Annotated in this window: 24 protein-coding genes and 1 pseudogene; 16 read left to right on the forward strand and 9 right to left on the reverse strand. The window is 63.8% G+C overall.

Annotated elements, in window-relative coordinates; all coding sequences use genetic code 11:
* The first annotated feature begins 102 nt into the window (after positions 1–102).
* The 3 genes from PPL01S_RS20900 to PPL01S_RS20910 are packed head-to-tail and all read left to right on the forward strand — an operon-like array spanning position 103 to position 3,656.
* Entirely contained in the window at positions 103–753 is a 651-nt protein-coding gene (locus PPL01S_RS20900) for a paraquat-inducible protein A (protein ID WP_016392924.1), read from the forward strand.
* Positions 740–1,363, forward strand: a complete 624-nt coding sequence (locus tag PPL01S_RS20905) for a paraquat-inducible protein A (protein WP_016392923.1) — start codon at positions 740–742, stop codon at positions 1,361–1,363. Before PPL01S_RS20900 ends, PPL01S_RS20905 begins: the two co-directional genes overlap by 14 nt.
* Positions 1,356–3,656 carry a PqiB family protein gene (locus PPL01S_RS20910; RefSeq protein WP_016392922.1) on the forward strand — a complete coding sequence of 767 codons (2,301 nt, stop codon included), beginning with the start codon at positions 1,356–1,358 and terminating at the stop codon, positions 3,654–3,656. Before PPL01S_RS20905 ends, PPL01S_RS20910 begins: the two co-directional genes overlap by 8 nt.
* A 99-nt stretch (positions 3,657–3,755) precedes the next feature.
* On the opposite strand, the gene rpsT is transcribed toward PPL01S_RS20910, so the two are convergent.
* The gene (rpsT, locus tag PPL01S_RS20915; protein WP_003247625.1) at positions 3,756–4,034 is read right to left on the reverse strand and encodes a 30S ribosomal protein S20; all 279 of its coding nucleotides are present in this window, start codon (positions 4,032–4,034) and stop codon (positions 3,756–3,758) included.
* A gap of 250 nt (positions 4,035–4,284) precedes the next feature.
* Between rpsT and murJ the strand changes: the two genes are divergently transcribed.
* The 6 genes from murJ (at position 4,285) to ispH (ending at position 11,620) form a co-directional block, all read left to right on the forward strand.
* Positions 4,285–5,823 (forward strand): murein biosynthesis integral membrane protein MurJ, encoded by a 1,539-nt coding sequence (gene murJ / locus PPL01S_RS20920; protein WP_016392921.1) that lies wholly within the window; start codon positions 4,285–4,287, stop codon positions 5,821–5,823.
* A gap of 118 nt (positions 5,824–5,941) precedes the next feature.
* Positions 5,942–6,892, forward strand: coding sequence for a bifunctional riboflavin kinase/FAD synthetase (gene ribF / locus PPL01S_RS20925; protein ID WP_016392920.1), 951 nt, complete (start codon positions 5,942–5,944; stop codon positions 6,890–6,892).
* Entirely contained in the window at positions 6,889–9,720 is a 2,832-nt protein-coding gene (gene ileS, locus PPL01S_RS20930) for an isoleucine--tRNA ligase (RefSeq protein ID WP_028626128.1), read from the forward strand. The genes ribF and ileS overlap by 4 nt, the downstream gene beginning before the upstream one ends.
* A complete protein-coding gene (lspA, locus tag PPL01S_RS20935; protein WP_016392918.1) occupies positions 9,713–10,228 on the forward strand; it encodes a signal peptidase II in 516 nt (171 codons plus the stop codon). The genes ileS and lspA overlap by 8 nt, the downstream gene beginning before the upstream one ends.
* The gene (gene fkpB / locus PPL01S_RS20940; protein WP_028626127.1) at positions 10,221–10,658 is read left to right on the forward strand and encodes an FKBP-type peptidyl-prolyl cis-trans isomerase; all 438 of its coding nucleotides are present in this window, start codon (positions 10,221–10,223) and stop codon (positions 10,656–10,658) included. Before lspA ends, fkpB begins: the two co-directional genes overlap by 8 nt.
* A gap of 14 nt (positions 10,659–10,672) precedes the next feature.
* Entirely contained in the window at positions 10,673–11,620 is a 948-nt protein-coding gene (gene ispH / locus PPL01S_RS20945; protein ID WP_016392916.1) for a 4-hydroxy-3-methylbut-2-enyl diphosphate reductase, read from the forward strand.
* On the opposite strand, the gene PPL01S_RS20950 is transcribed toward ispH, so the two are convergent.
* Positions 11,621–12,112, reverse strand: coding sequence for a GspH/FimT family pseudopilin (locus tag PPL01S_RS20950; protein ID WP_028626126.1), 492 nt, complete (start codon positions 12,110–12,112; stop codon positions 11,621–11,623). It abuts the gene before it with no gap.
* Positions 12,113–12,220: 108 nt separating this feature from the next.
* Between PPL01S_RS20950 and PPL01S_RS20955 the strand changes: the two genes are divergently transcribed.
* From PPL01S_RS20955 to thiO, 5 genes are read left to right on the forward strand one after another with little or no spacing between them, the layout of a single operon-like run.
* Positions 12,221–12,403, forward strand: a complete 183-nt coding sequence (locus PPL01S_RS20955; protein WP_016392914.1) for a type IV pilus modification PilV family protein — start codon at positions 12,221–12,223, stop codon at positions 12,401–12,403.
* Positions 12,400–13,047, forward strand: a complete 648-nt coding sequence (locus PPL01S_RS20960; protein ID WP_016392913.1) for a PilW family protein — start codon at positions 12,400–12,402, stop codon at positions 13,045–13,047. The genes PPL01S_RS20955 and PPL01S_RS20960 overlap by 4 nt, the downstream gene beginning before the upstream one ends.
* On the forward strand, positions 13,044–13,517 hold the full coding sequence (locus tag PPL01S_RS20965; RefSeq protein ID WP_016392912.1) for a hypothetical protein: 474 nt from the start codon (positions 13,044–13,046) through the stop codon (positions 13,515–13,517). The genes PPL01S_RS20960 and PPL01S_RS20965 overlap by 4 nt, the downstream gene beginning before the upstream one ends.
* 1 nt (position 13,518) lies before the next feature.
* Positions 13,519–13,908, forward strand: a complete 390-nt coding sequence (locus PPL01S_RS20970) for a type IV pilin protein (protein WP_016392911.1) — start codon at positions 13,519–13,521, stop codon at positions 13,906–13,908.
* A 53-nt stretch (positions 13,909–13,961) separates the two neighbouring features.
* Positions 13,962–15,059 carry a glycine oxidase ThiO gene (gene thiO / locus PPL01S_RS20975; RefSeq protein ID WP_016392910.1) on the forward strand — a complete coding sequence of 366 codons (1,098 nt, stop codon included), beginning with the start codon at positions 13,962–13,964 and terminating at the stop codon, positions 15,057–15,059.
* 124 nt (positions 15,060–15,183) lie between these two features.
* On the opposite strand, the gene PPL01S_RS20980 is transcribed toward thiO, so the two are convergent.
* From PPL01S_RS20980 to PPL01S_RS21010, 7 genes and pseudogenes are all read right to left on the reverse strand, one after another.
* Positions 15,184–16,593 carry an amidase gene (locus PPL01S_RS20980; RefSeq protein ID WP_016392909.1) on the reverse strand — a complete coding sequence of 470 codons (1,410 nt, stop codon included), beginning with the start codon at positions 16,591–16,593 and terminating at the stop codon, positions 15,184–15,186.
* A gap of 1 nt (position 16,594) precedes the next feature.
* On the reverse strand, positions 16,595–17,839 hold the full coding sequence (locus PPL01S_RS20985; RefSeq protein WP_028626125.1) for a Zn-dependent hydrolase: 1,245 nt from the start codon (positions 17,837–17,839) through the stop codon (positions 16,595–16,597).
* Between the two features lie 15 nt (positions 17,840–17,854).
* Complete coding sequence (locus PPL01S_RS20990) at positions 17,855–18,550, reverse strand: ABC transporter ATP-binding protein (RefSeq protein WP_028626124.1); 696 nt, start codon at positions 18,548–18,550, stop codon at positions 17,855–17,857.
* Positions 18,550–19,104: pseudogene (locus PPL01S_RS20995) on the reverse strand (ABC transporter ATP-binding protein); the annotation flags it as partial. The pseudogene PPL01S_RS20995 and the gene PPL01S_RS20990, both read right to left, overlap by 1 nt.
* A 122-nt stretch (positions 19,105–19,226) precedes the next feature.
* Complete coding sequence (locus PPL01S_RS21000) at positions 19,227–19,991, reverse strand: FadR/GntR family transcriptional regulator (protein WP_016392905.1); 765 nt, start codon at positions 19,989–19,991, stop codon at positions 19,227–19,229.
* A gap of 224 nt (positions 19,992–20,215) precedes the next feature.
* Positions 20,216–20,446, reverse strand: coding sequence for a PP0621 family protein (locus tag PPL01S_RS21005; protein ID WP_016392904.1), 231 nt, complete (start codon positions 20,444–20,446; stop codon positions 20,216–20,218).
* Positions 20,447–20,539: 93 nt separating this feature from the next.
* Positions 20,540–21,559, reverse strand: coding sequence for an outer membrane protein assembly factor BamD (locus tag PPL01S_RS21010; protein WP_016392903.1), 1,020 nt, complete (start codon positions 21,557–21,559; stop codon positions 20,540–20,542).
* A gap of 147 nt (positions 21,560–21,706) precedes the next feature.
* Between PPL01S_RS21010 and rluD the strand changes: the two genes are divergently transcribed.
* Positions 21,707–22,669 (forward strand): 23S rRNA pseudouridine(1911/1915/1917) synthase RluD, encoded by a 963-nt coding sequence (gene rluD, locus PPL01S_RS21015; RefSeq protein WP_016392902.1) that lies wholly within the window; start codon positions 21,707–21,709, stop codon positions 22,667–22,669.
* Complete coding sequence (gene pgeF / locus PPL01S_RS21020) at positions 22,666–23,406, forward strand: peptidoglycan editing factor PgeF (RefSeq protein WP_016392901.1); 741 nt, start codon at positions 22,666–22,668, stop codon at positions 23,404–23,406. The genes rluD and pgeF overlap by 4 nt, the downstream gene beginning before the upstream one ends.
* Positions 23,407–23,452 lie beyond the last annotated feature (46 nt).

Below are 23,452 nucleotides of genomic sequence, written 5' to 3' on the forward strand. Positions count from 1 at the left end.
CGCATGAAAAACATGCTATCTGCAGAACTCGGGCCTTGGTCGTCTCCCACATTTCGAGCGGGGCCACTAGAATAGCCCGACGTCCCTATTCAGAATTCCGAGATGCCTGAAACCGAAGACCTAGAGCAGTTGCCGCTGGATGAGCTGGTCGCCTGTCACGAGTGCGACCTGTTGATGCGCAAACCTGCCCTGCAGCATGACGAGAAGGCTCAATGCCCTCGTTGTGGCTACGAGCTGTACGCCCACCGTCACAATGTGGTCAATCGAAGCCTGGCCCTTGTGCTGACTGCGCTGCTGCTTTTCGTGCCCGCGAACTTCCTGCCGATCATGCAGCTGCACCTGCTAGGCCAGACTTCCGACGATACGGTCTGGAGTGGTGTGGTTGGCCTGTACAACTCCGAGATGCGCGGCGTGGCCATCGTGGTGTTCCTCTGCAGCATGGCCATTCCGCTGCTGAAGCTGTTGTGCCAGTTGATGGTGTTGCTGAGCATTCGCCTGGACATCGGGCGCAGCTATGGCCTGCTGTGCTACCGCGTCTATCACCACCTGCGTGACTGGGGCATGCTCGAGGTCTACTTCATGGGTGTGCTGGTCGCGATCGTCAAACTGGTCGACCTGGCCGAGCTGAGCGTAGGCCTGGGGCTGTTCTGCTTCATCAGCTTGCTGCTGGTCCAGGTCTGGCTCGAAGTGGTGATGTCACCGCACCAGATCTGGAGTGCACTGTCAGGGGAGGATCTCCATGCGGGCGATTGATGCGGGCATCCTTGTCTGCAATGAGTGCCATGAGCTCAACCGCCAGGAGGACGAGCACGGTTCGCAGACCTGTACGCGATGCGGGGCTATCGTGCACGCGCGCCGTCCCAACAGCATCGTGCGGACCTGGGCGCTGCTGATAGCGGCAATGATTCTGTACATTCCTGCCAACGTCCTGCCGATCATGACCATCAGTGCTTTGGGGCAGGGCAGCCCGGACACCATCATGTCCGGCGTGATTACCCTCCTCAAGCACGGCATGGTGCCAATTGCTGCGGTGGTGTTCATCGCCAGCATCCTGGTGCCGACCTTCAAGCTGATCGGTATCGGCCTGCTGCTGTATTCCGTGCAGCGCCGCCAACCGCTGTCTGCGCGGCAACGGATCCTGATGTACCGCTTCATCGAGTTCATAGGGCGCTGGTCAATGCTGGACATCTTCGTTATCGCCATTCTAGTGGCGGTGGTGAATTTCGGCCGCATCGCCAGTGTCGAAGCCAACCTGGGCGCTGTCGCCTTTGCAACTGTGGTGATTCTCACGATGCTTGCCGCTTTAACTTTCGATCCCCGACTGATCTGGGATAACACGGAGTCGGATGACGACCATGAGTGACTTGCCTACGGCCAAAACCCGCCCCGCCTCCAATTGGTCGGCAATCTGGATTCTGCCGCTGATCGCGCTGATGATCGGCGGTTGGCTGGCCTGGCAGGCTTACCGCGATGCCGGCGTGGATATCGAAGTACGTTTCGAGAGTGGCGAGGGAATCGTCGCCAACAAGACCGAAGTCATCTACAAGGGGATGCCGGTCGGCAAGGTGAAGAGCCTGGTGCTCGATGCCAAGGGTGAGAAGCAGGGCGTCATTGCCACCATTGAGATGAACAAGGCTGCAGAGCCGCACCTGACCAAAGGTACGCGTTTCTGGCTGGTCAAACCCAGTGTCAGTCTGGCGGGCATCTCCGGCCTCGAGACATTGGTGTCCGGCAACTACATTGCAGTGAGTCCGGGGGAGGGGGAGCGCACCAAGCGCTTCACCGCATTGAAGGTGGCGCCGCCGCTATCGGACAGCGAACCAGGCCTGCACCTGACGCTCAAGGCCGATCGGCTGGGATCGCTCAATCGCGAGAGTCCGGTGTTCTACAAGCAGATCCAGGTCGGTCGGGTAAAGAGCTACCGCCTTTCCGATGACCAGAGCACGGTCGAGGTCAAAGTCTTCATCGAGCCGGCCTATGCTGGCCTGGTGCGCAAGCACACGCGCTTCTGGAACGCCAGCGGCATCAGCATCGATGCCGATCTGTCCGGTGTGAAGGTGCGCAGCGAGTCGTTGTCCAGCATCGTCGCCGGGGGTATCGCCTTTGCCACGCCCGAATACCGCAAGGACAGCCCGCCTACCGATCCAAGCCTGCCATTCCGTCTGTATGAAGACTTCGATGCGGCCCAGGCGGGGATTCGGGTCAAGGTCAAGTTGAACGACTATGAAGGCCTGCAAGCCGGTCGCACGCCGGTGTTGTACAAGGGTATTCAGGTCGGTTCGCTGAAAGCGCTGAAAATGGAGGACAACCTGTCCACTGCCATGGCCGAGCTGACCCTGGACCCACTCACCGAAGACTACCTGGTCGACGGCACGCAGTTCTGGGTGGTCAAGCCGTCCATCTCGTTGGCGGGTATCACCGGCCTGGAAGCCTTGGTCAAAGGTAACTACATCGCCATCCGCCCGGGTGAGAAGGGCGCAATGCCGCAGCGCGAGTTCGAAGCCAGGCCCAAGGCGCCGCCGCTCGACCTCAAGGCGCCAGGCCTGCACATGGTGCTGTTTGCCGACACCCTGGGCTCGCTGGAAGTCGGCAGCCCGGTGATGTATCGCCAGGTCAAGGTCGGCAGCGTGCAGAGCTACCAGTTTGCGCGCAACAGCAAGCGCATCTTGATCGGCGTGCATATCGAGAAAGAGTACGAAAGTCTGGTCAACGGCTCGTCGCGCTTCTGGAACGTCAGCGGCATTACCCTCACCGGCAGCCTGTCGGGCATCAAGATCAAGAGCGAGTCGCTACAGACGCTGATGGCCGGCGGTATCGCCTTCGACACACCGACCCCGAATGTTGCGCTCAAGCGCCGCATTCCACGTTTCCGTCTGATGGAAAGCCAGGAGGCGGTCAATCGCAGTGGCACCTTGATCACTGTTCGTGTCGATCGCGCGGACGGCCTCAAGCCGGGTACGCCAATTCGTTTCCGCGGCCTGGATGTGGGGAGTGTCGAGAGCGTCGACCTGACCAAGGACCTGCAGGCAGTGCTGCTGCGTGCGCGCATCACCGAAGCGGCGGAGCGTATCGCTCGTGCGGGTACGCAGTTCTGGGTGGTGAAGCCGGCGCTTGGCCTGGTGCGTACCGAGAACCTGGATACCTTGATTGGCGGGCAGTACCTGGAAGTGCAGCCTGCGGCCAAGGACAAGGGCCCGCAGCGCGATTTCATCGCATTGGCCGAAGCGCCCGAGATAGTGGGCCAGGAAGTCGGGCTGCCACTTACCCTGAGTGCGCCTCGCCGTGGCTCGATCAAGCCTGGAGTGCCAGTGACCTATCGCGAGGTCGCCGTGGGCAAGGTTACCGGATTCGAGTTGGGCCAGAGTGCCGACCGGGTGTTGATCCATATCCTGATCGAGCCGCGCTATGCCGCCCTGGTACGCAGTGGCAGCCGATTCTGGAACAGCAGCGGGTTTGGCTTCGACTGGGGGCTGCTCAAAGGGGCCACGGTGCGTACCGAGTCGCTGGAAACGCTCATAGACGGCGGTATTGCCTTTGCCACGCCTGATGGCGAACAGATGGGCAACCCGGCCCGGCCGCAGCAGACTTTCGCCCTGTTCGACCAGGCGGAGGATGAATGGCTGCAGTGGGCGCCGAAGATTCAGATCGCCAAGTAGTACGAGAGAGGGCCGCGATTTGGGCCGGTATAGGCAAAATCACAAATCGCAGGCAATAAAAAACCGACCCTAGGGTCGGTTTTTCGACAAGAACGTCGCTTAGGCAGCTGCAGCTTCTTTCAGCGCCTTGATGTGGCCATTCAGACGGCCTTTGTGGCGAGCAGCTTTGTTCTTGTGGATGATGCCTTTGTCGGCCATACGGTCGATTACAGGCACAGCCAGAACGTAAGCGGCTTGCGCTTTTTCGGCGTCTTTTGCGTCGATGGCTTTGACTACATTCTTGATGTAGGTGCGGACCATGGAACGCAGGCTGGCGTTGTGGCTGCGACGCTTCTCAGCCTGTTTTGCACGTTTCTTGGCGGAAGGTGTGTTGGCCACCGTCGAGCTCCTCGAAAGACTTTAGGTAAATAGCAAACAAAATAGGCCGCGAATCATGCCGATCAGTCGAACGGATGTCAAGGCCACCTGCAGGGTTCCGCCGAGCGGTGTGCCAACAGGAGGGAAATGTTCCTTTCTGCTGCACGACCTGTAAACTCGGGAATTTTTGGCTCCCTAGCGAAGGCGCGGGAGTATCGCACATTCGGACGCTATCTGGCAGCGTCCTCTGTCCTTGGCGTGAATCTTTTCGATGAATCTGCTCAAATCCCTGGCTGCAGTCAGCTCCATCACCATGATTTCCCGGGTGCTGGGCTTCGTGCGCGATACCATCCTGGCCCGTGTATTCGGGGCCGGCATCGCCACCGACGCGTTCTTCATCGCCTTCAAGCTGCCCAACCTGCTGCGACGGATCTTCGCCGAAGGGGCTTTCTCCCAGGCCTTCGTGCCCATTCTTGCCGAATACAAGACGCAACAGGGCGAGGAGGCGACGCGCACCTTCATTGCCTATGTCAGCGGCCTGCTGACGCTGGTCCTGGCCTTGGTCACTGCCGTCGGCATCCTCGCGGCGCCCTGGGTGGTCTGGGCCACCGCTCCTGGTTTCGTCGACAGCGCCGAGAAATACGAACTGACCACCGCCCTGCTGCGGGTGACATTTCCTTATATATTGCTGATCTCGCTGTCGTCCCTGGCCGGCGCCATCCTCAATACCTGGAACCGCTTCTCGGTGCCGGCCTTCACGCCGACCTTGCTGAACGTGGCGATGATCGCGTTTGCCGTGCTGCTCACACCCTATTTCAACCCGCCGATCATGGCCTTGGCCTGGGGTGTGCTGGCCGGCGGCCTGGCCCAGCTGCTGTACCAGCTGCCGGCGCTGAAGAAGATCGGCATGCTCGTGCTGCCACGCCTGAACCTGCGCGACACGGGCGTATGGCGGGTGCTCAAGCAGATGCTGCCGGCGATTCTCGGGGTGTCGGTCAGCCAGATCTCGCTGATCATCAACACCATCTTCGCCTCCTTCCTGGTGGCCGGCTCGGTATCGTGGATGTACTACGCCGACCGCTTGATGGAATTGCCCTCGGGCGTGCTCGGCGTGGCGCTGGGCACCATCCTCCTGCCCACCCTGGCCAAGACCTACGCCAACAAGGACCGCGAGGAATACTCGCGGATCATGGACTGGGGCCTGCGCCTGTGCTTCCTGCTGGTGTTGCCCTGCACCCTGGCCCTGGGCATCCTCGCCGAGCCGCTGACCGTGGCATTGTTCCAGTACGGCAAGTTCAGCGCCTACGATGCGGCCATGACCCAGCGCGCGCTGATCGCCTATTCGGTCGGTTTGCTGGCGATCATTCTGGTCAAGGTACTGGCACCGGGCTTCTATGCGCAGCAGAATATCCGCACGCCGGTGAAGATCGCGATCTTCACCCTGGTCTGCACCCAGCTGTTCAACCTGGCACTGATCGGCCCGCTCAAGCACGCAGGCCTGGCCCTGGCAATCAGCCTCGGTGCCTGCCTGAACGCCAGCCTGCTGTTCTGGAAGCTGCGCAGCCAGCAGTTGTTCCAGCCGCAACCGGGCTGGGCGATGTTCCTGCTCAAGCTGGTGCTGGCGGTGACGCTGATGTCTGCGGTGCTGCTGCTGGGCATGCACTATCTGCCAGCCTGGGAACAGGGCAACATGTTCGAGCGCTTCGTGCGCCTGGGTGCGTTGATCGGGGCAGGCGTGGTGACCTATTTCGGTTGCCTCTACCTGTGTGGCTTCAGGCCCCGGCATTTCGCCCGCAAGGCGCTGCACTGAGGCACGCGGCGGGTCAGACGTCGGTTTTTCGTATTCCACACTGCCCCCGGGCGCTGCTGCCTGTCACCAGCGCCCGGGTGTGGTTATAATCGGCCACTTTATGAGCAAGAAGCGCGTTATGCAGCTGGTTCGAGGTCTTCACAACCTGCGTCCCGAGCACCGGGGCTGTGTCGCCACCATTGGCAACTTCGACGGGGTTCACCGTGGCCACCAGGCTATCCTGGCGCGCCTGCGCGAGCGCGGCCAGGCCTTGGGCCTGCCGACCTGCGTGGTGATCTTCGAGCCGCAGCCGCGAGAGTACTTCGCCCCCGATACGGCACCGGCGCGCCTGGCTCGCCTGCGCGACAAGGTCGAGCTGCTGGCCGCCGAGGGTATCGACCGGGTCTTGTGCCTGGCCTTCAACCAGCGCCTGAGCAAGCTCAGCGCCGATGAATTCGTCAAGGCGATCCTGGTCGACGGCCTGGGCGTGCGCCACCTTGAAGTGGGTGATGACTTCCGCTTCGGTTGCGACCGTGCCGGCGATTTCGCCTTCCTGGTCGATGCCGGCAAGCACTACGGGTTCACCGTCGAGGCCGCCAACACGGTGATCCAGGATGGCCTGCGGGTCAGCAGCACCGAAGTGCGCAAGGCCTTGGCCGAAGGCAACTTCGAGCTGGCCGAGCACCTGCTGGGCCGCCCGTACCGCATCAGCGGGCGCGTATTGCACGGGCAGAAGCTGGCCCGCCAGTTGGGCACGCCTACCGCCAACATCCAGCTCAAGCGCCGCCGCGTACCGCTGTCCGGGGTCTACCTGGCCAGCATCGAGATCGACGGCAAGGCCTGGCCGGGTGTCGGCAACATCGGGGTGCGCCCCACCGTGTCCGGTGACGGCCGCCCGCACCTCGAGATACATCTACTGGATTATGCCGGCGATCTGTATGGCCGGCGCCTGACGGTGGAGTTCCACCACAAGCTGCGTGAAGAGCAGCGATTCGCCTCCCTGGAGGCGCTGAAGTCGGCGATCGATGCGGATATCGCCGCCGCACGTGCACATTGGCACGCTCAACCGCTAACGAAGAGCCTGAAATGACCGACTACAAAGCCACGCTTAACCTTCCGGACACCGCCTTCCCCATGAAGGCCGGCCTGCCTCAGCGCGAACCGCAGATCCTGCAGCGCTGGGACAGCATTGGCCTGTACCGGAAGCTGCGCGAAATTGGCAAGGATCGTCCCAAGTTCGTCCTGCACGACGGCCCGCCCTATGCCAACGGCAAGATTCACATCGGTCATGCGCTGAACAAGATTCTCAAGGACATGATCGTCCGCTCCAAGACCCTGTCGGGCTTCGACGCACCCTACGTGCCGGGCTGGGACTGCCACGGCCTGCCGATCGAGCACAAGGTCGAAGTCACCCATGGCAAGCACCTGACTGCCGACCGTACCCGCGAGCTGTGCCGCGAGTACGCCGCCGAGCAGATCGAAGGGCAGAAGACCGAGTTCATCCGCCTGGGTGTACTGGGCGACTGGGACAACCCGTACAAGACCATGGACTTCGCCAACGAGGCCGGTGAAATCCGCGCCCTGGCCGAGATGGTCAAGCAAGGCTTCGTGTTCAAGGGCCTCAAGCCCGTGAACTGGTGCTTCGACTGCGGTTCGGCCCTGGCCGAGGCCGAGGTCGAGTACGCCGACAAGAAATCCCAGACCATCGACGTGGCCTTCCCGGTTGCCGATGACGCCAAGCTGGCTGCCGCCTTCGGCCTGCCTGCCCTGGCCAAGCCCGCTGCCATCGTGATCTGGACCACCACCCCGTGGACCATCCCGGCCAACCAGGCGCTGAACATCCACCCCGAGTTCAAGTACGCCCTGGTCGACACCGGCGAGCGCCTGCTGGTGCTGGCCGAAGAGCTGGTCGAGTCGTGCCTCAAGCGCTACGACCTCGAAGGCTCGGTCATCGCCACCGCCCAGGGTTCGGCCCTGGAGCTGGTCAACTACCGCCACCCGTTCTATGACCGCCTGTCGCCGATCTACCTGGCCGATTACGTCGAACTGGGCGCAGGTACCGGCGTCGTGCACTCCGCGCCGGCCTACGGTGAAGACGACTTCGTCACCTGCAAGCGCTACGGCATGGTCAACGACGACATCCTCACCCCGGTGCAGAGCAACGGCGTGTACGCGGAGTCGCTGCCGTTCTTTGGCGGCCAGTTCATCTGGAAGGCCAATCCGGCCATCGTCGAGAAGCTGAGCGAAGTCGGTGCGCTGATGCACACCGAAACCATCAGCCACAGCTACATGCACTGCTGGCGCCACAAGACCCCGCTGATCTACCGCGCCACCGCGCAGTGGTTCGTCGGCATGGACAAGCAGCCGAGCACTGGCGAGCCGCTGCGCGAGCGCGCACTCAAGGCCATCGAAGACACCCAGTTCGTGCCGGCCTGGGGCCAGGCGCGCCTGCACTCGATGATCGCCAACCGCCCGGACTGGTGCATCTCGCGTCAGCGCAACTGGGGCGTGCCTATCCCGTTCTTCCTGCACAAGCAGACGGGCGAGCTGCACCCGCGCACCGTCGAACTGATGGAGCAAGTGGCCAAGCGCGTCGAACTGCAAGGCATCGAAGCCTGGTTCAAGCTGGACGCCGCCGAACTGCTCGGTGACGAAGCCGGCCAGTACGACAAGATCACCGACACCCTGGACGTCTGGTTCGACTCCGGTACCACCCACTGGCACGTACTGCGCGGCTCGCACGATATCGGCCACGCCACCGGCCCGCGCGCCGACCTGTACCTGGAAGGCTCCGACCAGCACCGCGGATGGTTCCACTCCTCCTTGCTGACCGGTTGCGCGATCGACGGCCACGCGCCGTACCGCGAGCTGCTGACCCACGGCTTCACCGTGGACGAAAGCGGCCGCAAGATGTCCAAGTCGCTGGGCAACACCATCGAGCCGGAGAAGGTCAATAACACCTTGGGTGCCGACATTCTGCGCCTGTGGGTCTCGGCCACCGACTACTCCGGTGAAATGGCCGTTTCCGAGCAGATCCTGCAGCGTAGCGCCGACGCCTACCGGCGTATCCGCAACACCGCGCGCTTCCTGCTCTCCAACCTGTCCGGCTTCGACCCGGCCCGCGACCTGCTGGCCCCAGAGGACATGCTGGCGCTGGACCGCTGGGCCGTGGACCGTACCCTGCTGCTGCAACGCGAGCTGGAAGAGCACTACGGCGAATACCGTTTCTGGAACGTCTACTCGAAGATCCACAACTTCTGCGTGCAGGAGCTGGGCGGCTTCTACCTCGACATCATCAAGGACCGCCAGTACACCACCGGCGCCAACAGTGTCGCCCGCCGTTCCTGCCAGACCGCGCTGTACCACATCAGCGAGGCGCTGGTGCGCTGGATCGCGCCGATCCTGGCCTTCACCGCCGACGAGATCTGGCAGTACCTGCCGGGCGAGCGCAACGAGTCGGTGATGCTCAACGGCTGGTACCAGGGCCTGACCGAGCTGCCGCAAGGCACCGAGCTGGACCGCGCCTACTGGGACCGCGTGATGGCCGTGAAGGCTGCGGTCAACAAGGAGCTGGAAAACCAGCGTACCGCCAAGGTCATCGGCGGCAACCTGCAGGCCGAAGTCACCCTGTTCGCCGACGAAGGCCTGAGCGCCGACCTGGGCAAGCTGGGCGACGAGTTGCGCTTCGTGCTGATCACCTCCGCTGCCAGCGTGGTGCCGTTCGCCCAGGCCCCGGCCGATGCCGTGGCTACCGAAGTCGAAGGCCTCAAGCTGAAGGTGGTCAAGTCCGGCCACGCCAAGTGCGGCCGTTGCTGGCACTTCCGCGCCGACGTCGGCAGCCACCCGGAGCACCCGGAAATCTGCAGCCGTTGCGTCGACAACCTGAGCGGTTCGGGCGAGGTGCGCCACTATGCCTAACCCTGCAGCGGGGCGCTTCGGGCGCCTTGCCTGGCTCTGGCTCAGCCTGCTGGTCCTGGTCCTCGACCAGGCCACCAAGCTGTATTTCAACAATGCCTTGAGCATGTACCAGCAGATCGTGGTCATCCCTGACTACTTCAGCTGGACCCTGGCCTACAACACCGGTGCGGCGTTCAGTTTCCTGGCCGACAGCTCGGGCTGGCAGCGCTGGCTGTTCGCCCTGATCGCCGTGGTGGTCAGTGGTGTGCTGGTGGTCTGGCTCAAGCGCCTCGGGCGGAATGAGACCTGGCTGGCGGTTGCGCTGGCGCTGGTGCTGGGCGGTGCGCTGGGTAACCTGTACGACCGCATCGTGCTGGGCCACGTGGTCGACTTCATCCTGGTGCACTGGAAGAATACCCACTACTTCCCGGCCTTCAACCTGGCCGACAGCGCCATCACCGTTGGTGCGGTGATGCTGGCGCTGGATATGTTCAAGAGCAAGAAGTCCGAGGATCCGGTCCATGACTGACACCCGTATCGGCCAGAACACCGAAGTCACCCTGCACTTCGCGCTGCACCTGGAAAACGGCGACACCGTCGACAGCACTTTCGAAAAGGCCCCGGCCACCTTCAAGGTCGGCGATGGCAACCTGCTGCCCGGCTTCGAGACCGCGCTGTTCGGCTTCAAGGCCGGTGACAAACGCACCTTGGTGGTGGCCCCGGAGAATGCCTTCGGCCAGCCCAACCCGCAGAACGTGCAGGTCATGCCGCGGTCCAACTTCGAAGGCATGGCGTTGTCCGAAGGGCTGCTGATCATCTTCAACGACGCCGCCAACACCGAGCTGCCGGGTGTGGTCAAAGCGTTCGATGACGACCAGGTGACCATCGACTTCAATCACCCACTGGCTGGCAAGACCCTGACCTTCGAGGTGGAGATCCTCGGGGTGAAGGCCCTGTAAGCCTGGAGCCGAGCATGCAAATCAAACTCGCCAACCCGCGCGGCTTTTGCGCGGGGGTCGACCGGGCAATCGAGATCGTCAACCGTGCGCTGGAAGTCTTCGGCCCGCCGATCTACGTGCGCCATGAAGTGGTGCACAACAAGTTCGTGGTGGAAGACCTGCGCAACCGTGGGGCCATCTTCGTCGAAGAACTGGACCAGGTGCCGGATGACGTCATCGTCATCTTCAGTGCCCATGGTGTGTCCCAGGCTGTGCGCCAGGAAGCTGCCGGCCGTGGCCTGAAGGTGTTCGATGCGACCTGCCCGCTGGTCACCAAGGTGCATATCGAGGTGGCCAAGTACAGCCGTGATGGTCGCGAAACCATCCTGATCGGCCATGAAGGGCACCCGGAAGTCGAAGGCACCATGGGCCAGTACGACGCCAGCAATGGTGGCGCCATCTACCTCGTCGAAGACGAAGATGATGTCGCCAGGCTGCAGGTGAAAAATCCGGATCACCTGGCCTTCGTTACCCAGACCACGCTGTCGATGGATGACACCAGCCGAGTCATCGACGCCTTGCGCGCACGCTTCCCGAACATCGGCGGCCCGCGCAAGGACGACATCTGCTATGCCACCCAGAACCGCCAGGACGCGGTCAAGCAGTTGGCCGACGAGTGCGATGTGGTACTGGTGGTGGGCAGCCCCAACAGCTCCAACTCCAACCGCTTGCGCGAGCTGGCGGAACGCATGGGCACCCCGGCTTACCTGATCGATGGTGCCGAGGACATGCAGCGCGACTGGTTCGACAATGCTGCGCGGATCGGCATCACTGCCGGTGCTTCGGCCCCCGAAGTGCTGGTGCGTGGGGTGATCGACCAGCTCAAGGCCTGGGGCGCCACTGGCGCCGAAGAGCTCGATGGGCGTCCGGAGAACATCACCTTCTCCATGCCTAAAGAGCTGCGGGTTCGCTCGCTGATCTGATCAGGGGCCTGCGCACAGAGGGTCTTTCTTCTTCTCTGTGCGCAGGTCGACTCTGCCACTGCTCGCCAGGACGACTTGAATCTGACTGGTAGCTGAAGTGGGTTCACAAATCTTCAGCGTTGCGCTTGTCCACTGGTTTCCCGTTCTCAGCGGAACCCCCAATGCGCTGAACTTCACGTCACCTCTAGTGTTGCCCACAATTTTCAATGACCGTGAAAGGCGCTGTTCGCGCAGCACCTGCTGATTGCGTTCAAGCAGCACCCGCCAACCTTTCCCCCAATCATTTTCCAAAGGCTGCACCAGCACTGGCTGGCCTTGCAGCAGCGCGTGGCTGCGTGCGCTTCGCAGTGCCTGTGCCAGGTCCCGGGCTGCCGCCGCTCTGTGCAGGTCATCGCTCAAACGGGCGTAGGCAGGCATACCCAGTTGCGTCAGCAATGCGGCCATGCCCAAGGCGAACATCATTTGTATCAGTGTTACTCCCTGTTGCTTCACCGTGCATTTCTCCCTGGAAGTGCTTCGCTTAGCTTCACGCCGGCTGGGCAGGAGGTCCAGTCGGCCACGTTTCAGGCAGTTGCGGGAAAAGTCGCGGGAGGCGCAGGGATGCACAACGATCAACGGGGCATGACGTTTCTGGAAGTACTGTTGGCGATGCTGGTGGTGGCCGTGGGGTTGTTCGCCGCAGCAGCTTTGCAATTGAAAGCACTGCAGGCCACCGACAGTGCTCGCCGCGAAGGGCAGGCTGTGCTGGCGGCGCACAGCGAGCATGAGCAGGGCCAGCCATGAGACGTGACCAGAGCGGTTTCGGTTTGCTCGAAGTGACACTGGCGCTGGCCATCGGGCTGATGGTACTGGCGGCGGCTGGTCAGCTGTTCGCATCTGCCCACCACAGCTGGCGCCTGCAAGGTGCGGCCTTGAGGTTGCAGGATGACGCCCGCCTGGCCTTGCTGCGCATGGCCCAGGATATCCGCATGGCAGGGATGTTCGGTTGCCTGCGTCTGGAACCGGGCAATTTTCCAACCCCAGTGGCAAAGCAGGTCTTCGACCGGCCGCTGGCAATCGGTCCGTCCAGTCTGAGCCTGGTTGTCGCCGAACTGCCAGGACATGCCGGGGCGCCCGACTGGACGCTGTTGACCAACTGCACGGACAAGGTGCAGGTCCATGAACTGCGCCACCCTAATCCTGAAAAGCTCATATCGATTCCTGTCAGTCGGCATCGCTACGAGCTCAACGGTGCAAGGCTGATGTTCGTCCGGCGCGATGGGGCCCAACCTCTGGTCGACCATGTTCGCGAACTGCGTGTGACGCGCGTGCAAGCAGCGCAAGGAGAGCGGATCGACCTGCAACTGACATTGCATGAACCGTCCTTGCAACTCGAACAACGCCACGCGTTGAGCGTGGCGCTGCGCAATCCGGTATCTGGCTCATGAAACGCCAACAGGGTCTGGTCCTGTTGCTGGCGCTGGTGCTCTGCCTGCTCTTGGGCACTCTGGCTGCCTCGGCCCTGCGCGATGCGTTGATCGAAACGCGAATGACCGCCGCCATGCGCGATGGCCTCCAGGCATTCGAACAAGCGGAGGCCGTACTGCTCGACGGCGTCGATGAACTGCAACGAGCCCCACCGGCAAACTGCACCGGATGTTCCCCACCAACGCGCCCGCATGACCTGCAAGGCCAGTGGCAGAGCAGCGTAAATGGTTACTTCCAGCTGCAGAATCTCGGCCTGACCACCCGCGCCGTGCATATGCCGGAAGGCGAGCAGGTCACCTTGTACCGAGTGACGGCCGTCAGCAAGCAGCTGGCAGCCAGGCAGGTGCTGGAGGCCGTCTACGCCGTGCCAACCGCTCAAGCCCAGGAGCCACAGCGCATCCTCTGGCGACAAAGACTGAGGGAAGACTGACATGCAGCAAGGCATGAGCCTGATCGAGTTGTTGATTGTCGTGGCCGTCATCGGCATTCTGGCAGCCATTGCCTACCCCAGTTACAGCGACCCGCTCAGGCGAGCCGCACGCAGCGAAGTGGTCGGTCTGCTGCACGACGCCGCGCTGCGCCTGGAACACCACCGCGTGCGCACCGGCCAGTACGCCGAGGGCGACCTTCGACTGCCTGTCGCCAACCGCCATTACAGCCTGCAGGCCATTCGTGGCAGCGACACCTTCACGCTGCTCGCCCGGCGCTTGCCGCGCGGTCTGATGGCCGATGATCGCTGCGGCGACTTCCAGCTCGACCAGGCACTGGTGCGCAGCAATCCGGGCGGCGTCGAGGCCAGCGAGCGCTGCTGGGGAAGCTGAGGGTTGAATGATGCCCGTGCATCGCGGTTTTACTTCAGGTGTTGGATCGACAGATGAGCAAGCAAGTAGTGGTGGTCGGCGGCGGGGTGATCGGCCTGCTGACGGCATTCAACCTGGCGGCGAAGGTCGGGCAGGTGGTGGTGTGTGACCAGGGCGAGGTCGGTCGCGAGTCGTCCTGGGCCGGTGGCGGTATCGTCTCGCCGCTGTATCCCTGGCGCTACAGCCCGGCCGTGACCGCCCTGGCGCACTGGTCGCAGGACTTTTATCCACAGCTGGGCGAGCGCCTGTTCAGCAGCACCGGCCTCGATCCGGAAGTTCACACAACGGGCCTGTACTGGCTCGACCTGGAAGACGAGGCCGAGGCCCTGGCCTGGGCCGAACGCGAGGGGCGGCCACTGAGCGCAGTGGATATCTCGGCAGTCTACGATGCAGTGCCTGTGCTGGGTCCGGGTTTCAAGCACGCCATCTTCATGGCCGGCGTGGCCAACGTGCGCAATCCGCGGCTGGTCAAGTCGCTCAAGGCCGCGCTGCAGGCGATGCCCAATGTGACCTTGCGCGAACACTGCCAGATCACCGGCTTCGTCCAGGAGGCCGGGCGCGTTACCGGCGTGCAGACCGAAGAGGGCGTGCTGCAGGCCGATGATGTGGTGCTCAGCGCTGGCGCCTGGAGCGGCGACCTGCTGCGCACGCTTGGCCTTGAATTGCCGGTCGAGCCGGTGAAGGGCCAGATGATCCTGTTCAAGTGCGCCGAGGATTTCCTGCCGAGCATGGTGCTGGCCAAGGGGCGCTATGCGATCCCGCGGCGTGATGGGCATGTTCTGGTGGGCAGTACGCTGGAGCATGCCGGGTACGACAAGACCCCGACCGAGGAGGCGTTGGCCAGCCTGAAGGCTTCGGCGGTTGAATTGCTGCCCCAGCTCGAGGGAGCCGAGGTGGTGGGGCACTGGGCCGGACTGCGGCCTGGCTCGCCTGAAGGTATTCCCTATATCGGGCCGGTGCCTGGGCATGAGGGGTTGTGGCTGAACTGCGGCCACTACCGCAATGGGCTGGTGCTGGCGCCGGCTTCGTGTCAATTGTTCACTGACCTGCTGACCGGAGCTGAGCCGATCATCGATCCGGCGCCGTATGCACCGCAAGGGCGTCTGGGCTGAGATCCTCGGGCCCGCTTTGCTGGCCAATCGCTGGCAAGCCGGCTCCTACAGGTACCGCACGGAACTCGAAACCTGCGCTGTACCTGTGGGAGCCGGCTTGCCGGCGATGAAGCCGACAAAGCCTTCAGCCAGTAATCGGTGCCTGCAAATGCCGGCTCGGATAATGCTGCTCGTACACCTTGCACACCCGCAGCACCTGCTCATCGGCAAAACGCCCCGCCACCACCTGCAACCCCACCGGCAACCCCTCGCGGGTAAACCCGCACGGCACCGAAGCCGCCGGCTGCTGGGTCAAGTTGAACGGGTAGCTGAACGGCGTCCACTCCATCCACTGCGCCATCCCCGACCCCGGGGGCACGTTATGCCCTGCCTCGAACGCCACCAGCGGCAGCATCGGTGAGACCAGCACGTCGTAACGCTGGTGGAAGGCATTCATTTTCGCGATCAGGTCAGCCCGCGCCTCCAGTGCCAGGGTGTATTCGCCCAGGCTGATGCGCGCGCCCTGCTCGGCAATCCAGCGCAGCCCAGGGTCGAGCTGTGCCCGTTGTTGCTCGGTAAAACCACTGGCCAGCCGCGCCGCACCCGCGAACCACAAGGTATTGAAGACCTCCAGCGGGTCGTTGAAGCCGGGATCGACTTCTTCCACCTGCGCGCCGAGCCGCGCCAGGCGCTGTACCGCCTGCGCCACCAGCGCCTGGATCTGCGGGTCGACCTGGACGTAGCCGAAGTCGGCACTGTAGGCGATGCGCAGGCCGCTCAGGTCCTGCTCCTGGCCCAGCCAAGGAGTCTGCCTGGGCGCCCCGGCGAGTCCGTCGCGGGCATCTGGGCGAGCCACGCAGTCGAGCATCAATACCGAGTCCTCGACGGTGCGGGTCATCGGCCCCAGGTGCGAAAGCACGGTCATGGCGCTGGTCGGCCATTGCGGCACATAGCCAAAGGTGGGCTTGATGCCGAAAGTACCGGTAAAAGCACAGGGGATGCGAATCGAGCCGCCGGCATCACTGCCCTGGTGCAGCACGCCGAGGTTCAGCGCGGCAGCAGCGGCAGCGCCACCGGACGACCCACCGGCCGTCAGGCGCGTGTCCCAGGGGTTGCGGGTAATACCGTACAGCGGGTTGTCGGTCACGCCTTTCCAGCCGAACTCTGGCGTGGTGGTCTTGCCCACCAGCACCGCACCCGCTTCACGTATGAATGCACTGAATGGCGCATCCACGTCCCACGGGCCGGCAGCCGAAGTGGTGCGTGACCCCTTGCGCGTGGGCATGCCGCGGGTCAGGGTCAGGTCCTTGATCGAGGCCGGTACGCCATCCAGCCGGCCACAGGGCTCACCGCGCTGCCAACGTTGCTCGCTGGCGCGGGCGGCGGCGCGGGCACCTTCGGGGTCCACATGGCAGTAGGCGTTTACCGCCGGGTTGTGCTGGCCGATACGCGCCAGTACATCGTCGACCACCTCGACCGGCGACAGTTGCCGGCGCTGATAGAGGTCGAGCAGTTCGACGGCGGTGAATTCTCCAATGGCAGTCTTGCTGGGCATCTCAATGGGCTCCCTGGTTGGCGGCCTGGAGCATGGCACGCAGCAGCACATCACAGCCATCGGCCAGATCCTGCGGCGCGGCGTTTTCGATTTCGTTGTGGCTGATGCCGCCCTCGCACGGCACGAAGATCATCCCGGCCGGGCCCAGTTCGGCGAGGAAGATGGCGTCGTGGCCGGCGCCGCTGACGATCTCCATGTGGCTCAGGCCCAGCTCGCGCGCGCCCTGGCGCACGGCATCGACGCACTGTTCGGCAAAGTACAGCGGCGGGAAGTCGGCAGTGGGCGTCAGCTCGAACTGCAGGCCATGCTTGGCCGCGCTGCTTTCGATGGCCGCGCGCACCTCGTCGACCATGGCTTGCAGATGGCCGGGGTCGAGGTGGCGCAGGTCGATGGTCATGTTCACCTGGCCGGGGATGACGTTGCGCGAACCCGGGTGCAGGCTCAGGCAACCGACCGTGCCACAGGCATGCGGCTGGTGGGCATGGGCCACGCGGTTGACCGCCGCCACCACTTCGGCGGCGCCGACCAGGGCGTCCTTGCGCAGGTGCATCGGCGTAGGGCCCGCGTGGGCCTCGACACCGGTGAGCACCAGGTCGAACCACTTCTGCCCCAGGCACCCCTGGACCACGCCAATGGTGGTGCGCTGGTCTTCCAGCACCGGGCCCTGTTCGATGTGCGCCTCGAAGTAGGCCCCCAGCGGGTGGCCGGTCGGCACGCGCGGGCCGGCATAGCCGATACGCGAAAGCTCGGCGCCGACCGACAGTCCCTGGTCATCGACCTTGTCCAGGGTTTCCTGCAGGCCGAACTTGCCGGCGAACACCCCCGAACCCATCATGCATGGCGGGAAGCGCGAGCCTTCCTCGTTCGTCCACACCACCACTTCCAGCGGTGCCTCGGTGGTCAGTTGCAGGTCGTTGAGGGTGCGCATCACCTCAAGGCCGGCCATCACCCCGTAGCAGCCATCGAACTTGCCGCCGGTGGGCTGGGTGTCGATATGGCTGCCGGTCATCACCGGTGGCAAGGCCGGGTTGCGTCCCGGGCGGCGGGCGAAGATGTTGCCGATGGCGTCGATGCTGACCGTGCAACCGGCTTCGGTGCACCAGCGTACGAACAGGTCGCGGGCCTGGCGATCGAGGTCGGTCAGCGCCAGGCGGCACACGCCACCCTTGGCGGTGGCGCCGAGCCGGGCCAGGTCCATCAGCGACTGCCAGAGGCGCTCACGGTTGACCAGGGCGCCCTGGCCGATACCGACACCACAAGGTCAGGCACTCAGGGCCAGGTATCGGTTCTTGATGCGCGGGTCTTCACGGAACTGGGCAGCGCTGCCCTGGTAGGCCACGCGTCCTTGTTCGAGCACGTAATGCCGGTCGGCAAGGGCGTCGCAGACCATCAGGTTCTGTTCCACCAGCAAGATCGACAGGCCTTCGCCCTTGATCTGCCGCAGAATCTTCACCAGCTCGTCGATGATCACCGGGGCAAGGCCTTCGGTGGGCTCGTCGAGGATCAGCAGCTTGGGGTCGTTGAGCAGGGCGCGGGCAATGGCCAGCATCTGCTGCTCGCCGCCGGAGAGCGCGAAGCCGCCGTTACGCCGGCGCTCTTTGAGGCGCGGGAACAGGGTGTACACATCCTCCAGCTGCCAGCGGCTGTCCTTGCGCACGGCGATCTTCAGGTTCTCCTCGACGCTGAGCTGGCGGAAGATGCCGCGATGCTCCGGCACCAGCGCGATGCCCTGGCGGGCGATGTCGAAGATCTCGCGGCCAACCAGCTGCTGGCCGTTGAAGCTGATCTGCCCCTGGCGCGGCCGGACGATGCCGAGGATGCTGCGCAACGTGGTGGTCTTGCCGGCGCCGTTGCGCCCCAGCAGGGTGACCAGTTCGCCGTCCCCGACCTGCAGCGCGACGCCTTCGAGCACATGGCTCTTGTCGTAGTAGGAGTGGATCGATTCGACGTTGAGCATCAGGCGGCCTCTCCAAGGTAGGCGGTGCGCACGCGCTCGTCGTTGCGCACCTGTTCCGGGGTACCCTCGACCAGGATCTGGCCGTGGCTCATGACAGTGATGCGCTGGCTGATCGACATGACGATGCTCATGTTGTGCTCGATCAGCAGCACGGTGTGGTCGCGCCCCAGGTCGCTGATCAGCTCGGTCATCACCGGAATGTCGTCGATGCCCATGCCCGAAGTGGGCTCGTCGAGCATCAGCAAGGTGGGCTTGGCGCAGATCGACATGCCCACTTCCAGCACCCGTTGCTGGCCGTGGGACAGCTCGCCGGCCAGGGTGTCGGCGCGGGCGGTCAGCTTGAGGCGTTCCAGCACCTGGTCGGCGGTGTTCCAGTGGCTGCGCTTGTGCTCCACGCTACGCCAGAAGTTCAACGCCCCCAGGCCGTCGCGGCCTTGGGCGGCCAGGCGCAGGTTCTCGCGCACCGAGAGGTTCTGGAACAGGCTGGTGAGCTGGAACGAACGGGCCATGCCCAGCGCCACCCGGCCGTGGGACGGCTTGCGGATGATGTTCTGCCGCGGCTTCAGGCCAGGGCGCAACCGGTGTGGTCGACCTCGATGAACGAGCGGCCCGAGCTGATGACTTCAGCCAGGTCGTCCTCGTCGCGGGCCTGTGTGCTGGCCTCTGTACAGGCGGATCAGTGGTTGTGTTCGAACTCCAGGAGGAAGTGGCGGGCGACCTCGCCTTCAAGGGCGGTCATGTGGTGCTCGGCATCGCACATATGTTCGTGCATCAGCCGGCGTACAGCGGGCTCGTCGCTGGCACGCAGGGCCAGCATCAGCTGTTTGTGGTAGTCGATATTGGCTGCGGCGAACTGCTGGCGCTTGGGCAGGTAGGCCTTTTTCAGCACCACCAGATCGCGCAGCAGGTCGTTGAGGAACACCGCCATGAAGCGCAGCAGCGGGTTGGGGCAGCGGTGCGCCAGCAGGGTATGGAACTCGAGCTCCGCCAGGCGCTGCTCGCGTTGGCCCTGTTCGCTGTCTTCCGGGGCACTGCAGAAATCGATGTTGGCCTGCAGGGCGGCGTAGTCCGCCTCGCTCAACTGACCCATGACCGACACTGCCAGCTCGACCTCGATGACCTTGCGCAGCTGGTACACCTGCTCGCCGTCCAGGTGCTGGAAGTGCAGGTAGTTGCGCAGCGCACGGCTGGCCGGTTCAGTGCCGACTTCATTGAGGTAGGCGCCGCCACTGGGGCCGGTGCGGGTGCTGACCAGGCCCTCGACTTCCAGCGCCTTGAGCGCCTCGCGGGCGGTGCCCTTGGAGCATTCGAAGTGCTCCATCAGCTCGCGCTCGGTGGGCAGGCGATCGCCGGGGTGCAGCGCTTCGGTGACGATCGAGCGCTTGACCGATTCGACGATCATGTCGGACAGCTTCTGGCGCTTGCGTTTGGGTTTGAGCATTTTGCTATTTTTCATATTTATGCGGATAAATAGGATTTAGCGAATTTTGCCGGGTTGGGTCAATGGTGGAGGCGGGGGAGGGGTCGTAAATGGTGCGAAAGGGTCGGGGAGGGATATGTGATGTTGATTCAGCTGGCCCTATCGCTGGCCTTACATACCTTGAGACCTGTGCGGTCCCTGTAGGCGCTGGCTTGCCAGCGATAGGGTCAGTGAGGTTTCGGCGGTCAGCCCTTGCGACCAGGCCCCTGCTCCAGGTGCGCGGGGCTGCAATACCACTCGTTACCCCGGTGCAGCGCCCGGTCGTTGGGCAGGTGAACGCCGCAGTGGGCGCAGCGCACCATCTTCAACGGGGCGTCGAGTTTCGGCTCGGAAGGCGATTGCTGGCTGATCTTGAATTTGCGCCACAGCCAGTACGCGGCAGCGATCAGGGCGATCCAGAAAAGTAGACGAACCATGGTGTCCAGCTTGTCGAATGATGAAGGCGACAGTCTAGGACGCCGCCAATGAAAAAGGGAGGCCCTGGGCCTCCCTTTCTATTAGCGCGTGAATCAGTCGAACAGACCGAAGGTCATGTAGCTGAACCACGAACGCTCTTTCTCGGCTTCCTTCGGACCTTCCGGCAGGATCGCGTCGCCGTTCTCGTCCTTGGGCAGCAGCTCTTCCGGCATTTCGGCGCGGGCGTCCTGGAACTGGCGGACCACGTCCTGGTTGGCGCGGGTTTCACCCGGCGGCAGCGGGGCGTCGGTCTCGATCAGGCCCAGGGTCGCCTTGGACAGCCAGCCACGGCCATCGGACTCGGTCTGCTTGGGCTGGAACTGGCCATCGACCAGGCTCGGGTGGTCAGGGTAGTTGAGCTTGAGGGTTTCCAGGCTGGTGGCAGCCAGGTCGTCCAGGTGCATCTTCTGGTAGGACTCGACCATTACCGCCAGGCCATCGCCGACCGACGGCGTTTCCTGGAAGTTCTCCACCACGTAGCGGCCGCGGTTGGCGGCGGCGACATACGCCTGACGGCTCAGGTAGTAGTCGGCCACGTGGATCTCGTAGGAGGCCAGCAGGTTGCGCAGGTAGATCATGCGCTGCTTGGCATCGGGCGAGTAGCGGCTGTTGGGGAAGCGGCTGGTCAGCTGGGCGAACTCGTTGTACGAGTCGCGGGCGGCACCCGGGTCGCGCTTGGTCATGTCCAGCGGCAGGAAGCGCGCCAGCAGGCCACGGTCCTGGTCGAACGAGGTCAGGCCCTTGAGGTAGTAGGCGTAATCGACGTTCGGGTGCTGCGGGTGCAGGCGGATGAAGCGCTCGGCAGCCGACTTGGCAGCCTCGGGCTCGGCATTCTTGTAGTTGGCGTAGATCAGCTCGAGCTGCGCCTGGTCGGCGTAGCGGCCGAACGGATAGCGCGACTCCAGGGCCTTGAGCTTGTTCACCGCGCTGGTGTAGCTGGAGTTGTCCAGATCAGCCTGGGCCTGCTGGTACAGCTCGGCCTCGCTCAGGTTCTCGTCGATGACTTCCTTATTGGAGGAACAGGCCGCGGTGAGCCCGAGGATGGCGATCAGCAGCAGGTGTTTCACTTGCATGGCGGCTTGCGTCCCTTTGACGGCCGCTGTCTTGGGCGGAGCCGTCCTGTTATGATGAGCGCCCCGGCCAACCCCGGGACAAAAGAAGCCGTATTTAACCACAAGCGCGCAGTTGAAACCAAAGGCTGTGCGCCCGCCGAATCGAGCATGTCCGAGATCATTCAACTTAGCGCAGAGGTACCGTCCGAACTGGGCGGTCAACGCCTCGACCAGGTCGCCGCCCAATTGTTCGCCGAGTACTCGCGTTCGCGGCTAACTTCGTGGATCAAAGAGGGCCGCCTGACGGTCGACGGCGCGGTCGTGCGCCCTCGAGATACCGTCCATGGTGGCTCGCTGCTTGTCCTGGAGGCCGAGCAAGAGGCCCAGGGCGAGTGGGTGGCCGAAGACATCGAGCTGGACATCGTCTATGAAGACGACCAGATCCTGGTGATCAACAAGCCGGCCGGTCTGGTCGTGCACCCGGCTGCCGGGCATGCCAGCGGCACCCTGCTGAATGCTTTGCTGCACCATGTGCCGGATATCATCAACGTGCCGCGTGCTGGCATCGTCCACCGCCTGGACAAAGACACCACCGGTCTGATGGTCGTCGCCAAGACCCTGCAAGCGCAGACCAAGCTGGTCGAGCAGCTGCAGAGCCGCACGGTCAGCCGAATCTACGAGTGCATCGTTGTGGGTGTGGTGATCGCCGGGGGCAAGATCGACGCCCCGATCGGCCGTCACGGCGGCGTGCGCCAGCGCATGGCGGTGACTGAAGGCGGCAAGCCTGCGGTCAGCCACTACCGGGTGCTCAAGCGCTTCCGTTCGCACACCCATGTGCGGGTGAAGCTGGAAACCGGCCGTACCCACCAGATTCGTGTGCACATGGCGCATGTGGGTTATCCGCTGGTCGGCGACCAGACGTACGGTGTGCGTTTCCGCATTCCGCCAGCGGCCAGCGTGGCCATGGTCGAGGCGGTCAAGAACTTCCCGCGCCAGGCGTTGCACGCCCGCTTCCTGGCACTGGATCACCCGACCACCGGTGAACGGATGGAATGGGCTTCGCCGCTGCCGGACGACTTCACCTGGCTGTTGTCGCTGCTGAACCAGGACCGCGAGGCCTTTATCGGATGAGTGGCCCGACGCAGTCGCTGCTGCTTCCCGACTGGCCGGCCCCGGCCTCGGTGCGCGCCTGTGTCACCACTCGCCAGGGCGGTATCAGCTTGCCGCCCTACGAGACTTTCAACCTCGGTGACCACGTTGGCGATGACCCGGCCGCAGTCGCCGAGAACCGTCGCCGCCTGAGCGATGAGTTCGCCATCCAGCCCGCCTGGCTCAAGCAGGTGCATGGGTTGGTGGTGGCCGATGCCGACCCGGCCGTGGTGGCCGAAGCCGATGCCAGCTGGACCGACCAGCCCGGCATCGCCTGCACCGTGATGACCGCCGATTGCCTGCCCGCGCTGTTCTGCGACCGCGCCGGTACTCGCGTGGCGGCCGCCCATGCCGGCTGGCGCGGGTTGGCCGGTGGTGTGCTGGAAGCCACCCTCGACCGCCTGGCGCTGCCGCCTGAAGAGGTGCTGGTGTGGCTGGGGCCGGCCATCGGCCCGCAGGCGTTCGAAGTGGGGCTGGAAGTGCGTGATGCCTTCACGGCGGTGCACCCCGAAGCGGCCAGGGCGTTTGTCGATGGCGAGCGGCCGGGCAAGCTGATGGCCGACATCTATGAGCTGGCGCGCATTCGCCTGGCGGCGCGTGGGGTGACTGCCGTTCATGGTGGCGGTTACTGCACGGTTGGTGATGCGCGCTTCTTCTCCTATCGCCGTACCCCGCAGGGGGGGCGCTTCGCCTCACTCGTCTGGCTGGATCCTCGCTAGTCAGTAGCGCCTCATCGCCGGCAAGCCGGCGCCCACAGATATCCCA

The organism is Pseudomonas plecoglossicida NBRC 103162 = DSM 15088 (assembly GCF_000730665.1).
In the GTDB taxonomy this organism is placed as follows: Bacteria; Pseudomonadota; Gammaproteobacteria; order Pseudomonadales; family Pseudomonadaceae; genus Aquipseudomonas; species Aquipseudomonas plecoglossicida.